This window comes from Mesorhizobium sp. B2-1-3 (assembly GCF_006442495.1).
Taxonomy (GTDB): domain Bacteria; phylum Pseudomonadota; class Alphaproteobacteria; order Rhizobiales; family Rhizobiaceae; genus Mesorhizobium.
In genome coordinates, this window is record NZ_VFWL01000006.1 from 49,376 (window position 1) to 62,842 (window position 13,467).

Sequence of the window (13,467 nt, forward strand, 5' to 3'; positions counted from 1 at the left end):
TTTTTCGTGCAAGCCGCTCGCCGAACGGAATTCATAAAGATGCCAAGACGCACCGACATCAAGTCGATCCTGATCATCGGGGCCGGCCCCATCGTCATCGGCCAGGCCTGCGAGTTCGACTATTCCGGCACCCAGGCCTGCAAGGCGCTGAAGGAAGAAGGTTTCCGCGTCATCCTGGTCAATTCCAACCCGGCCACCATCATGACCGACCCGGAACTGGCCGATGCCACCTATATCGAGCCGATCACCCCCGAGGTCGTGGCCAAGATCATCGCCAAGGAACGGCCCGATGCGCTGCTGCCGACCATGGGCGGCCAGACCGCGCTCAACACCGCCCTGTCGCTGCGCCGCATGGGCGTGCTGGAGCGCTATAATGTCGAGATGATCGGCGCCGACGCCACGGCCATCGACAAGGCCGAGGACCGGGCGCTGTTCCGCGAGGCGATGAAGAAGATCGGCCTGGAAACGCCGAAGTCGATGCTGGCCAACGCCACCGACGTCAAGAACGCCGACCGCAAGACGCATGAGGCCGAACGCGCGGCACTGAAGGCCGAAAAGCCCGACAACCTCGACGCCGCGCTCGACGCGCTGGAGACAAGCTGGAACCTCGGCGAAGGCGACCGCAAGCAGCGCTACATCAGTCACGCCATGGCGATCGCCGCCCAGGCGCTCGACCATGTCGGCCTGCCCGCCATCATCCGCCCCTCCTTCACCATGGGCGGCACCGGCGGCGGCATCGCCTACAACAGGGCCGAATTCTTCGACATCGTCCAGTCCGGCCTCGACGCCTCGCCGACCACCGAAGTGCTGATCGAGGAGAGCGTGCTCGGCTGGAAGGAATACGAGATGGAGGTCGTCCGCGACAGAGCGGACAATTGCATCATCGTCTGCTCGATCGAGAACATCGACCCGATGGGCGTGCACACGGGCGATTCGATCACCGTCGCCCCGGCGCTGACCTTGACCGACAAGGAATACCAGATGATGCGCAACGCCTCGATCGCGGTGCTGCGCGAGATCGGCGTCGAGACCGGCGGCTCCAACGTTCAGTTCGCCGTCAACCCGGCCGATGGCCGCCTTGTCGTCATCGAGATGAACCCGCGCGTCTCCCGCTCCTCGGCGCTGGCCTCGAAGGCGACCGGCTTCCCGATCGCCAAGATCGCCGCCAAGCTTGCCGTCGGCTACACGCTGGACGAGCTGGAGAACGATATCACCGGCGGCGCGACACCGGCCTCGTTCGAGCCGTCTATCGATTACGTCGTCACCAAGATCCCGCGCTTTGCCTTCGAAAAATTCCCCGGCGCCGAGCCTGTGCTGACCACCGCCATGAAGTCGGTCGGCGAAGTCATGGCCATCGGCCGCACCTTCCAGGAATCCCTGCAGAAGGCGCTGCGCGGGCTGGAAACCGGCCTCACCGGTCTCGACGAGATCGAGATCCCCGGCCTCGGCTCGGCCAACAGCACTGACGACCGCAACGCCATCCGTGCAGCACTCGGCACGCCGACGCCCGACCGGCTGCGCATGGTGGCGCAGGCGATCCGCATGGGCACCTCGCTCGAAGACGTGCACGCAATGTGCAAGATCGACCCCTGGTTCCTAGAGCAGATCGCGGGCATCCTCGCCATGGAAGCCCGCATCCGCGAGCACGGCCTGCCTGAGGATGCCGCCAATCTGCGCATGTTGAAGGCCATGGGCTTTTCGGACGCCCGCCTCGCGTCACTGACGAGGACCGACGTGGAAGTCGTTCAGAAGATTCGCGAAAAGCTCGACGTTCATCCAGTTTATAAGCGCATCGACACCTGTGCGGCCGAGTTCGCGTCGCCCACCGCCTACATGTACTCCACTTATGAAGTGCCCTTCGCCGGCGCGCTCGCCAACGAGGCGCAGGTGTCGTCGCGCAAGAAGGTGGTTATCCTCGGCGGCGGTCCGAACCGCATCGGCCAGGGCATCGAATTCGACTATTGCTGCTGCCATGCCGCGTTTGCGCTGCGCGACGCCGGCTATGAAGCGATCATGATCAACTGCAACCCGGAGACCGTGTCGACCGACTACGACACGTCGGACCGGCTCTATTTCGATCCCCTGACGGCGGAGGACGTGCTGGAGATCCTGCGCGCCGAGCAGGTCTCGGGCGAGCTGGTCGGCGTCATCGTCCAGTTCGGCGGCCAGACGCCGCTGAAGCTCGCCGATGCGCTGGAGAAGGCCGGCATCCCGATCCTCGGCACCTCGCCCGACATGATCGATCTGGCGGAGGACCGCGACCGCTTCCAGAAGCTGCTGCACAAGCTCAATCTCAGCCAGCCGAAGAACGGCATTGCCTATTCGGTCGAGCAGGCCCGCCTCGTCGCCGGCGAGCTCGGCTTCCCCCTGGTGGTGCGCCCCTCCTATGTGCTGGGCGGCCGCGCCATGCAGATCATCCATGACGAGGGCATGCTGCAATCCTATTTGCTCGACACCGTGCCCGGCCTGGTGCCGGAGGACATCAAGCAGAAATACCCCAACGACAAGACTGGCCAGATCAACACGCTGCTGGGCAAGAACCCGCTGCTGTTCGACACCTATCTCAGTGGCGCCATCGAGGTCGATGTCGACTGCCTCTGCGACGGCAAGGCGACCTTCGTGTCGGGCATATTGGAGCACATCGAGGAGGCCGGCATCCATTCGGGCGACTCGGCCTGCTCGCTCCCGGTGCACTCGCTGCCTTCGGAGCTGGTCGACGAGTTGGAGCGCCAGACGGCAGCCCTTGCCCGCGCGCTCAATGTCGGCGGGTTGATGAACGTGCAGTACGCGATCAAGGACGGCACGGTCTATGTGCTGGAGGTCAACCCGCGCGCATCCCGCACCGTGCCCTTCGTCGCCAAGACCATCGGCCGCCCCATTGCCAAGATCGCCGCCCGCATCATGGCCGGCGAGAGCCTGGAAGACGCCTTCGCCCATTACGGCGCCATGCCCGACCCGCGCAATCCCGGCCACATCGCGGTCAAGGAAGCCGTCTTCCCCTTCGCCCGCTTCCCCGGCGTCGACATCCTGCTCGGCCCGGAAATGCGCTCGACCGGCGAGGTCATGGGCCTCGACCGCGATTTCGCGCTTGCCTTCGCCAAGAGCCAGTTGGGCGCCGGCGTCGACCTGCCGCGCTCCGGCACGCTGTTCGTCTCGGTGCGCGACGAGGACAAGAAAGGCATATTGCCGGCGGTCAAGCGCCTCGCCGGCCTCGGCTTCAAGGTGATGGCCACGTCAGGCACCGCCCGCTTCCTCGCCGAAAACGGCGTCGTCGCCGAGAAAATCAACAAGGTGCTCGAAGGCCGCCCCCACATCGAAGACGCCATCCGCAACCGTCAGGTCCAGATCGTCTTCAACACCACGGATGGCCAGAAGGCGGTGTCGGACTCGAAGTCGTTGCGGCGAGCGACGCTGATGCAGAAGGTGCCGTATTACACGACTCTGTCGGGTGCCGCCGCGGTGGCCGAAGCGATCGCGGCGCTGAAGGCTGGGAGCTTGGAGGTGCGGCCGCTGCAGGAGTATTTTGCTTAAGGCGACAGCCAATCAGTGAAAAATTCCGAGACGATGACACCCACGAGAAATCAAAGGTCACTTTCTCCTCGGATTCTTAAGCGCTATCAAATAGTCGGCAGACGAATCGACACTGTTCTTTGCAAACGTTTATTCCGGTTCGTTTTAGAAACACCTTCAATTTGCTTCGACCATTGACCGAGCGTATCTAGAATCTGCTGTATCTGTGACAGAGAAAACCTCTCCCCCTTGGCGAGGTAGAGGAGTGGGGTTACTCTTCACTTGGATGCAGGCCATTGGAGCCCACTCACGCCACCGCCACACACTCAATCTCAATATCAAACTCCATCGGCCACGAAGCCACCGGCACGAAACTCCGCGCCGGCGGGTTGGTCGAGAAGTACCTGGCATAAACCCGGTTAATCGCGTTGTAGAAGCCGGAATTGACGGCGTAGATGCGCACCATCACCACATTGTCCAGCGAGGTGCCGGCCGCTTCCAGGCAGTGTTTCAGCGCCTTCAGCGACGCCTCGGTCTGCACCTCGATGTCGCCGCGCACCATCTCGCCGGTCACCATGTCCACCGGCGGCGTCGCCGAGATGAACACGAATCCGTTGGCCTTCACCGCCGTCGAACAGGGCAGGCCGAGCGCCCGCACCTTGTCCGACATGACGGGCACTTCGATGATTTCTTTTTTCATGGTGATGCTCCCTGGGTTTGGGGGAGCTTATAGTGCCGGCCGGGGAACGCCAGCGCCGACCCGCAGTCCAGAGCCGGAACTCGTCCCTCGCCTGCGAAATCTCGTAGGGCGCTCCCCCTGGCGCCGACGCGTTGTCCAGCCTTCACCCTTGCCCCGGATAAGGCGTGCCGTCCTTGTGCAGGAAGCGTCCGTCCGAACTCGGGCTCATCATGTCGATGTCGGAGCAGGTGATGACATCGTCAGGGTTGCGCGAGCCGACCTCGAGGTAGAGCGCCGGCGTGGACGAGCGGTTGATCAAATGGTGGCCATTGCCGCTGTTCTTGGCGAAGGTGGCGCAGTCGCCGGCGCTGAGCAGCGTCTCGCCGCCATCCTCGACCAGCGTCAGTTCGCCTTCCAGCACATAGACGAACTCGTCCTCATGGCTGTGCCAGTGGCGCTGGCTGGACCAGCCGCCGGGCGGCAATGTCATCAGGTTGACGCCGAAATCGGTGAGCCCGCCGGCATCGCCAAGCCTGCGGCGCCTGCGGCCGGCGCAAGGGCCATCGAAGGGCGCGGGATAGCCCGAGCCCTTGCGGAGGGGCAGGGATGCGAGGTCGAGTTTGGGCATGGGTACTTCCCCGGGTGGGTGGTGCGGCAGTGTAGTCCCACGCAGGCATGGGAAGAACCCTGTGGCGAGATGTGAGCCGTCGCGCCCTACGGCGCCCCCCTCTGTCCTGCCGGACATCTCCCCCTCAAGGGGGGAGATTGGCAGCTTCGGCGACGGCGCTCTTTCTTCCAGCGCTGAAGATTAGCGAAAGCATTCGCGACAGCCAATCTCCCCACCTGTGGGGGAGATGTCCGGCAGGACAGAGGGGGGCGCCGTAGAGTGCTATCGTCTGCGGTTCAGCTCCCTCTCGACCGCCCTCACCCCTGATGCGCGGCGCCCAGTTCCTTCACGTGCTTCTCGTGCATCTTCAGCGTCGGCAGCGTCTTCTTGGCGAATTCCTTCATCGCCGGGTCGTCGCCCGATTGGGCGTAGGTGCTGAAGAGCGCGACGGCGTCCTTGTGAGCGGCTGTCTGCATCATGATGTATTTGGTGTCGAAGTCCTTGCCGCTGGCGGCCTTGAGCTCGTCGAGCTGGCCCTGTTCTTTCGGCTGCAGCGCGGGGCCGGCCGGCTTGGTCGAGGCGGTGGTCTGGCCCTGCGCGAGCGCCGCCTTGAAGTCCTCGCCGGCCTTGGTGTGGTCCTCGATCATCTGTTTGGCGAAGGCCTTGACGTCGGCCGACGCCGATTTCTGCTCGGCGAGCTTGCTCGACTGGATCTCGAACTCGTTGGCGCCGGGCACCGTCTTGATGAAGGTCTGCGTGTCGACCTTGCTGTCGGCCGCCAACGGCGTCGTTTGGGCGGTGGATTGGGCAAGCGCGGCGGGCGCGGCGGCGAGCAAGGCCGCGGCGGTCATGGTCAGAAGCGTTTTCATCTGCAATCTCCGATCGGAATGGTTCCCTCGGGATTCCAACGCCGCAGATGCACGGAAGTTGCGCCGGGCGCCTTGCCGTCAATGGCAGCATGCCTCGCCATATTGCAGCTGCTCGTGCCAGTTCGACCGGCCCTCCGGGGTGAAATCCATCAGGTTCCACAGGATCTCGCAGGTGCCGATGGCGCGCGGGTCCTGGCCGGGTTCGGGCGGCGCGAAGCCGAGTTCGGACGACCAGAAATGCCTGATGCCGTCAGCGTCGCGGTGGAACACCGAGAGCAGCGGGATCTGCGCACCGTCGGCATCCTCGGCGTTGTAGTCGCGCTTGAAGCTGTTGGAGGCCGACGACACCAGCCGCATGTTCTTCCAGCCACGGTCGCGGCCGAGCGTGACGAGGTTTTCGAGCGCCGTTTTCGCCACCACGGCGAAGTTGAAGCCGGCCGCCTGGAGATGGCCGACGGCGCCGTCGAACTGGTCGAGCAGCGCCGTGCAGGACGGGCATGGCTGGTCCGGCCGAGCCAGCTTCGCCGTGCCGCCCGTCATTGCCACGTCGCGCGTCTCCTGCGGATGGCGCGGAAACATCATCTGGTAGAGGATCAGCGTGTCCTTGCCGGGTGCGAACAGTTGCGACAGCTTTATCTCAGCCGCCCTGCCCTCGGCATCCAGCCCATCAAACACGTAATCCTGTGGCACCAGCCCGCCCGGCGGCAACGCGCGGCGCGCCACGGCCACATCCTCCATGGCACGGCGCAGCTCGATTTCCTTCTTCAGCAGCTTTTCGCGGGCGGCGCGGTATCTGGCGGATTCGTTGGGGAAGGTGATCATGATCGGCTCCTTGGTCACAGCGCCGGCGTCCCGGCGCGGTTGCTCTAAGACCTAAGGACGCGCCGCTGCGGCCGGTTCCGACATTTTCTCCTCACCCCTTCACGCCGCCGGCGGTGAGGCCGGAGACGATCTTGCGCTGGAAGATCAGCACCAGCAGCACCAGCGGCACGGTGACGATCACCGATGCGGCCATGATGTTGCCCCACGGGATCTCGAACTGCGAATTGCCCGACAGCAGCGCGATCGCCACCGGCACGGTGCGCTGGGCGTTGTTGGAGGTGAAGGTGAGCGCAAACAGGAACTCGTTCCACGCGCCGATGAACGCCAAAAGCCCGGTGGTCGCCAGCGCCGGCCACATCAGCGGCAGGAAGATGCGCGTGATGATGATCCACGGCGTCGCGCCGTCAAGGATCGCCGCCTCCTCGACCTCGACCGGCAGGTCGCGCACGGAGGCGGTGAGCACCCAGACGGTGAACGGCAAGGTGAAGATCATGTAGGAGAAGATCAGCGCGAGAAGCGAATTGTAGAGGCCGAACATCCGCACCAGTTCGAACAGCCCGGCCAGCACCGCCACCTGCGGAAACATCGACACCGACAGGATGGCGAGCATCAGTGCCGAGCGGCCACGGAAGCGCACGCGCGCCAGCGCGTAAGCCGCGGTGACACCGAGCAACAGCGAGAGCGCGACGACCGCGCCGGAGACCACCAGCGAGTTGATGAGATTGCGCACGAAAGCGCCTTCTGTCAGCACATTCCTGTAATTGCCGAGGCTGAACGTCTTCGGCCAGAGGTCGGCCTGGAACAGTTCGGTCCCCGATTTCAGGCTGGTGACGATGGCGTAATAGAAGGGGAATACCGCGACCAGCACGATGATCCCGACCAGCAGGTAGAGAGCCGTCCGCTTCAGGATCCACATCTCAGCGGCCCCCCTCGAGGCTGATCCGGCCGATCCGGATATAGGCCATGGTGAGAAGGGCAAGAATGAGGAACAGCAGCGTCGAGGCGGCCGAGCCGTAGGCGAACTTGTCGAACTCGAACAGGTTCTCGCGGGTGAACACCGACATCGACTTGGTGTGCACATTGTTGGGCGTCAGCACATAGATTAGGTCGAAGATGCGCAGCGCGTCGAGCGCGCGGAAGATCACCGCCACCATCACCGCAGGCCGGATCAGCGGCAAGGTCACCCGCCAGAAGATCTGCCACGGATTGGCGCCGTCGAGCCTGGCGACCTCGATGATCTCGCGCGGCAGCATCTGCAGCGCGGCAAGGATGAGCAGCGCCATGAACGGCGTCGTCTTCCAGATGTCGACGACCAGCACGGCCGCCATCGCCGTGTCGGCGTTGGCCGTCCAGGCGATCTTGGTGTCGATCAGGCCGAGATTGAGCAGAACCACATTGATGATGCCGAACTGGTCGTTGAGCATCCACTGCCACATCTTGGCCGAGACGATGGTCGGGATCGCCCAGGGGATGAGGATCGCCGCCCTGACGATGCCGCGGCCCGGGAATTCGGCATTGAGCACCAGCGCGACGACCATGCCGAGGATCGTCTCGCAAGTCACCGAAATCACCGCGAAGCGCACCGTGTTCCAGACGGCGCTCCACCAGACCGGATCGGCCAGCACGCCATCATAGAGCACCCGGCCGCTCGGCATGCGCAGCACCGAGAAGTAATTGGCGAAACCTGCCCACTGGCGGGCGTCGAGATCGGCCAGCGAAGCGTCGGTGAAACTGAAATAGATGGTGCGGGCGAGCGGCCAGCCGGCAGCGGCGGCGAGCACCAGGAGCATCGGCGCCAGGAACAGCCAGGCCGAACGCACGCGCTGGCGCATCAGGCGCGAGCGCGGGCGGCGGGTCGCGACGGCTTCAGTCCTCGGCTCCGCTTCTGTCATCCCTCGCGCCGGGCGGGACATGGAGGCGCGTTGTGGCGTCACCAGCCACGCCCCTTCAGCCTGGTCAGCATGGCTTCGAGGTCGGCCAGATTGTCGCCCGCGGCGCCATCGCCCGACAGCGTCTTGTGGACGGCGTTCCAGAATTGGCTCGACGCCTCGTTGTACTTGATCCTGGCCGCGGCCGAGGGACGCGGCACCGCATTGAGGAAGATCTGCTTCCAGCGCGGAACGATCGGCTGTTGTCTGGCGATGTCGGTATCGTCATAGAGCGCCTGGATGGTCGGCAGGCTGGAGTTCCTCAGCGCGCGGTATTTCTGCATCGCGGGCGAGGCGATGAATTTGACGAGCCCGATCGCCGCGTCCGGGTGCTTGGAATATTTGGACACGGCAAGATTCCAGCCACCCAGCACCGCCGCCGGACGCGCGCCTTCGCCGGTGCCGGCCGGCAGCGGCGCTACGTCGAACTTGCCCTTGATCGGCGAGCCTTCGGAATTGCCGAGTGCATAGGCGTAGGGCCAGTTGCGCATGAAGACCGCATTGCCGGTCTGCCACACGCCGCGCGATTCCTCTTCCTGATAGGCCAGCACGCCGGGTGGCGCGATGGTTCCGACCCAGCCTTTGGCCGTGTCGAGCGCTGCCGCCGCTTTTGGATTATTGATCGAGATGGTGCCGTCCGGCTCGATGATCTGGCCACCGCCGTTCGACATCACCCATTCCAGCGCGTCGCAGGTCAGCCCCTCATAGGCATTGCCCTGGAAGACGAAGCCCCAGATATCCTTGTTGCCGGCAGCCCGTTCCTTGTCCATGACCAGCCTGGCGGTGTCGGCCAGCTGCTTCCAGGTGGCAGGCACCTGGGCGCCGTATTTGTCGAGCAGGTCCTTGCGGTAATAGAGCGCCGGCGCATCGGTGAAGATCGGCAGCGCCACCAGCCTTCCGTTGACGGTCTGCGACTGGATGATCGAGGGGAAATGGGCGCCGACGACATCCTTGGTCGCCGCGGTCAGGTCGACAAGCTGGCTGGCGAGCTGCGGCGCCCAGATCACATCGGTCTGGTAGACGTCGATATCGCTATTGCCGGCGGCAAGCCACAGCCTGTACTGGCCGAACTGGTCGGTCCCGGATGCCGGCATGACGACGATGCTGACCTTGTTGCCGCTGTCCTTCTCATAGCGGTCGAGGATTTCACGCAGCACCTTGATGCCGATTCCTGTGTCGCCCGATACGATCGACAATTCGACGGCTCGCGCAGGCACAGCCGCAATCATCGCTGCAGCGACCAACGTGGCAAATGCGTGAAAGAGCCTCATGGCGGCGGAGGATCTCCTTTCGGAACGGCGACGCAAGCCTTCGAGGCTCCGGAAGCTCGTCGGACCCCTCCACCATTCTTTGAATGCGGAGCGGCGCTCTGGGTTCCCGAGCGATGCCCGCGAGCGGCGGTGGGCCGGGCCGCGGCTTCAGCCTTCCCAGGCGACAGGGCTCATCCCAAGCCGCTGATAGAGCCTGACAGCGGCGGCGTTTTCCACCGTGTTGGTCTTGAGGTCGACATGGTCTGCGCCGCGTTCGCGAAAGACGGCGAAGGCGTGCCACATCAGCGCCTCGCCGATGCCCCTGCCGCGCGCCTGCGGATGCACGGCGAGATCCCTGACGAAGGCGCTCGTCCAGCACAGCGCCGCCGCCACCAGCAGGCCCTTGGCGTCGATGACGAGGAAACAGAGCGCAGAATCGAATTCGGGGTCGCCTGAGATGCGTGGCCACCATTCGTCGAACGGGCCGTCGGCGCCATCGTCGAACACTTCGGTCAGCAGCGCATGCAAGGCCGGCGCATCGCCGGGCTCGAGGGTGCGCATGACAAAGCCATCCGACCAGTGCGCGGGAACCAGCGTCTCGTTGAGGATCTTGCGCAGCCGGATGTCGTTCGGAGCCGGCGGGCGCGGTTCGGGCATTTCGCTCAGGCGTCGGGCAGCAGGCGGCGCCGCTTGCGGTCGACGCCGAGGCCGGTCGCCTCGAGCAGGCCTTTGCGCTTGGCGTCGAAATAGTAGCCGGTCTGATAGAGCCAGTCGGCGCGCTTGGCGTTACCGTCCGACACCAGCCAGGCGCCACGCAGGTATTTGACGGCGTATTTCAGGTTGGTTTCGGCATCGAACAGGCCCCTGGCCGGTCCGTCATAGCCCATGCCGCGCGCCGTCGCGTGCTTGATCTGCATCAGCCCCCAATGGCCGTTGTTGTAGGCCTTGGGATTGAAGGTGCTTTCGCGGTTGACGACATGGCGCACAAGGTCGACCGGCACCTGATAGAACGCGGCGTACTTTACGATCAGCCGGTCGATATCGCCGCGCACGCCGGTCGCATGCTCTTCCTGCACCGGAGCGGCAGGAAACTGGACGAGGGCAGCTGGATTCTGCGGCACAACATAGGCCGCCTGCTGCACGCCGGGCATGGCTTTCTGATCGTTCCTGGCGATCGCCGGCACGATGAGCCCGGCGGTGGCGTAGGTGGCTGCCGCCTTGATTGGTGCGCCGGCGCCAGCCGGCGGCGGCGCCTGCCACGCATTGGCGGTCATCACGGCCGGCGCGGTTGGGGTCGCTCCGGCAAAGGCCGCGGTTGCCACGGCCGCCTGTGTGGTCGGGCCGGCGGGCAATTCAGCGGTTTGAACGGGCGTAATCCCCGACGGTTCCGGCAGCACCGAAACCGTCTCCGGCAACGGTATGGTGAAGCCGGCATCGGTGCCGGCGACGGTCGCTGTTTCGGTGAGGGAAGACGCGGATTTCATCTGCGATGTCGACGTGCAACCGCTGACGCAGGCCATGGCCGCGATCACGCCGAGCGCGATAAGGGTTTGTTTTGCTGGCAAGCCGCGTTCGGGTCCGGTTCGTCGGATGTTAAGAAATCCCTTACACCAGCGATTCCTGGCGAGCAATCGGGGCGCTCAGGTGGTTTTCGGGTGGCGAGACTCGGGCCGAAATGCCATATTGTTCCTGATATGTACCGGCACGAATGCCGGTTTCTGGCTATTTTGCGAAAGGAGCACGCCATGCAAACGCCGTCGCAGATCACAGCCGGCCACGCAGTGTTAGAAACAGTGATCGGCTTCATGGGTATTGCCTGGAGCGAAAAGGGCCTGATCCGGCTCTGCCTGCCCGAACGCAGCCGCGAGGCGGTCGAGCGGCGGCTGATGCGCCACGCCGGCGTTTCGGCCGCTACCGTGCAGCCGCCGTGGGTGGTCGAGCTGATCGCCTCGATCAAGGCCTATGCGGCGGGCGAGGATATCGATTTCTCCGGCGTGCCGGTCGATCTCGACGGCATCGACGATTTCCGCCTCGCCATCTATGGCGCGGCGCGAAAGCTAGCCTATGGCGAAACCACCACCTATGGAGAACTGGCCAAGCGCGCCGGCCATGCCGGCCTGCCGCGCGAAACCGGTGCCGCGCTTGGCGCCAATCCGGTGCCGCTGGTCATTCCCTGCCACCGTATCCTCGCGGCCGGCGGCAAGATCGGCGGCTTTTCGGCGCCCGGCGGTTCGACCACCAAGGAAAAGATGCTGGCCATGGAAGGCGTGCGCGTCGGCCCGCCGCCGCCCGCGCAGGTCTCATTCGGATTTTGAAACGATAGCCGCCGCGCCAGGCTATGGCCTAGTCGTTATGAAAAAACCGCCGGCGGAAATGCCGATCGTTGTCCGGGCGCTTGCAATTATAGACCGGGCAGGATTTCGTATCGGCGCTCGGCACATAGGCGCGTGTCCTCACCTCGCCCGTTGTGCAGAATTGCTGGCTCTGCACATAGCGGTCGTAGAGTGGCAGTCCCGGTACCCGCCTCGACTGGTAACGCAGGATGACGGCGCCCTGCCGCGCGATCGTCGCCTGCACGCGGCCACACTCCATCCGCGTCGGATCGTAGCGCGAGATCGCCTGCGCCTCGGCGGCAATCAGCGTCAGGCATGCTGCCAGCAGAATGGTCTTCATGGTCCTCTCCCCTGATGCGCGGCTCACGGACAGCGCCATCTGACGCAACGGTTTCACCGGATTGGGGCGGCCATTGGGCGGTCCCTCGATCACGGCTTTCTCACGCAGTCTTGTATTTCGTGCGAAAGCAGCCTATATCAGCCCCATTGATATTTCGGCCGATCGATCCGGGCCTCGCGATCTTCGCGTTTGCTGACGTCTATCTCCAAAATCTCGATGCACACCGGCTGGACCTCGGTTCGGTCAAACCAAAGCAAATGTGAAGGACTATTTTTATGGCAACTGGAACGGTCAAGTGGTTCAACGCCACCAAGGGCTTCGGCTTCATCCAGCCTGACGCGGGCGGCGCGGACGTTTTCGTCCACATCTCCGCTGTCGAGCGCGCTGGGCTGTCGACCCTGGTCGAAGGCCAGAAGATCAACTTCGAGATCGAGCAGGACCGCCGCACTGGCAAGTCGTCCGCTGGATCTCTGAGCAAGGCAGCCTGATTTTGAAAATGGCGCGCGCCGGGCGACAGCCCGGGGCGCGCGGCAAGTCACGGATGTACTGACGGTCGCGCGAGAAGCGCGCCGGAGCGGAAAGACCCGACAAGCCGGATCAGCAGATAGCTGCCAGCCCGGACCGGACGCTCCCGATCAGGCTACCGAAATGGGAAGGCGGGCATTGTCCCGCCTTTTTATTTGCCTGGATTCCAGGCATGTAAAGCCGAACCTGGAGTCCCACCTGTGGTACCACTAGAGTGGTATTATCCGGCCATGACCAAGCTTGAGCAAATCGAAAAGTCCATCACCGAACTGAGCCCCGAGGAGCTGAAGGCGTTTGCCGCATGGTTCGAGGCGCTCCAGGCGGACCTGTGGGATCGGCAGATCGAGACCGACGTGAGGGCGGGGCGATTGGACAAGCTTGCCGAACAGGCATTGGCTGACCATCGCGCCGGCCGGACTCGCCCTCTGTGAATCACGGCGCCTCTCCATCATTCTGGAAGGCTTATGAAAAACTGTCATCGTCGATCAAAGCAAAGGCGGACAGGGAGTTTTCTCAGACTGCGTTCCGATCCTTTTCATCCCTCCTTACATTTCAAGCAGGTCGGTTGCTATTGGTCGGCGCGGGTCGACGAAACTACCGGCTG

14 protein-coding genes are annotated in these 13,467 nt (G+C 64.1%); 4 read left to right on the top strand and 10 right to left on the bottom strand.

What is annotated here, in order from left to right:
• The first annotated feature begins 39 nt into the window (after positions 1-39).
• Positions 40-3,531, top strand: coding sequence for a carbamoyl-phosphate synthase large subunit (gene carB, locus FJ973_RS12360; protein WP_140556000.1), 3,492 nt, complete (start codon positions 40-42; stop codon positions 3,529-3,531).
• A gap of 286 nt (positions 3,532-3,817) precedes the next feature.
• Here the strand turns inward: carB and FJ973_RS12365 are convergent, their stop codons facing one another.
• From FJ973_RS12365 to FJ973_RS12405, 9 genes are all read right to left on the bottom strand, one after another.
• A complete protein-coding gene (locus FJ973_RS12365) occupies positions 3,818-4,210 on the bottom strand; it encodes a RidA family protein (RefSeq protein ID WP_013530107.1) in 393 nt (130 codons plus the stop codon).
• 142 nt (positions 4,211-4,352) lie between these two features.
• The gene (locus FJ973_RS12370; protein WP_140556002.1) at positions 4,353-4,817 is read right to left on the bottom strand and encodes a cupin domain-containing protein; all 465 of its coding nucleotides are present in this window, start codon (positions 4,815-4,817) and stop codon (positions 4,353-4,355) included.
• A 296-nt stretch (positions 4,818-5,113) separates the two neighbouring features.
• Complete coding sequence (locus FJ973_RS12375; RefSeq protein WP_140516783.1) at positions 5,114-5,665, bottom strand: DUF4142 domain-containing protein; 552 nt, start codon at positions 5,663-5,665, stop codon at positions 5,114-5,116.
• Between the two features lie 78 nt (positions 5,666-5,743).
• The gene (locus FJ973_RS12380) at positions 5,744-6,487 is read right to left on the bottom strand and encodes a DUF899 family protein (protein ID WP_140556004.1); all 744 of its coding nucleotides are present in this window, start codon (positions 6,485-6,487) and stop codon (positions 5,744-5,746) included.
• 91 nt (positions 6,488-6,578) lie between these two features.
• Complete coding sequence (locus tag FJ973_RS12385) at positions 6,579-7,403, bottom strand: carbohydrate ABC transporter permease (RefSeq protein ID WP_140556006.1); 825 nt, start codon at positions 7,401-7,403, stop codon at positions 6,579-6,581.
• 1 nt (position 7,404) lies between these two features.
• Complete coding sequence (locus FJ973_RS12390; protein WP_181167250.1) at positions 7,405-8,319, bottom strand: sugar ABC transporter permease; 915 nt, start codon at positions 8,317-8,319, stop codon at positions 7,405-7,407.
• Positions 8,320-8,417: 98 nt separating this feature from the next.
• A complete protein-coding gene (locus tag FJ973_RS12395; RefSeq protein WP_140556010.1) occupies positions 8,418-9,686 on the bottom strand; it encodes an ABC transporter substrate-binding protein in 1,269 nt (422 codons plus the stop codon).
• A gap of 147 nt (positions 9,687-9,833) precedes the next feature.
• Positions 9,834-10,322 (bottom strand): GNAT family N-acetyltransferase, encoded by a 489-nt coding sequence (locus FJ973_RS12400; protein ID WP_140556012.1) that lies wholly within the window; start codon positions 10,320-10,322, stop codon positions 9,834-9,836.
• Between the two features lie 5 nt (positions 10,323-10,327).
• Positions 10,328-11,230 carry a lytic transglycosylase domain-containing protein gene (locus tag FJ973_RS12405; protein ID WP_140556014.1) on the bottom strand — a complete coding sequence of 301 codons (903 nt, stop codon included), beginning with the start codon at positions 11,228-11,230 and terminating at the stop codon, positions 10,328-10,330.
• Between the two features lie 180 nt (positions 11,231-11,410).
• On the opposite strand from FJ973_RS12405, the gene FJ973_RS12410 reads away from it, so the two are divergent.
• Positions 11,411-11,980 (top strand): methylated-DNA--[protein]-cysteine S-methyltransferase, encoded by a 570-nt coding sequence (locus FJ973_RS12410; protein WP_140495944.1) that lies wholly within the window; start codon positions 11,411-11,413, stop codon positions 11,978-11,980.
• Between the two features lie 28 nt (positions 11,981-12,008).
• Here FJ973_RS12410 and FJ973_RS12415 read toward each other — a convergent pair whose 3' ends face one another.
• Complete coding sequence (locus FJ973_RS12415; protein ID WP_140516797.1) at positions 12,009-12,338, bottom strand: hypothetical protein; 330 nt, start codon at positions 12,336-12,338, stop codon at positions 12,009-12,011.
• A gap of 275 nt (positions 12,339-12,613) precedes the next feature.
• Between FJ973_RS12415 and FJ973_RS12420 the strand changes: the two genes are divergently transcribed.
• Both FJ973_RS12420 and FJ973_RS12425 read left to right on the top strand, forming a co-directional pair.
• The gene (locus tag FJ973_RS12420; protein WP_010910991.1) at positions 12,614-12,826 is read left to right on the top strand and encodes a cold-shock protein; all 213 of its coding nucleotides are present in this window, start codon (positions 12,614-12,616) and stop codon (positions 12,824-12,826) included.
• A 267-nt stretch (positions 12,827-13,093) separates the two neighbouring features.
• Positions 13,094-13,294, top strand: coding sequence for an iron-containing alcohol dehydrogenase (locus FJ973_RS12425; RefSeq protein WP_140556015.1), 201 nt, complete (start codon positions 13,094-13,096; stop codon positions 13,292-13,294).
• Positions 13,295-13,467: the final 173 nt, after the last annotated feature.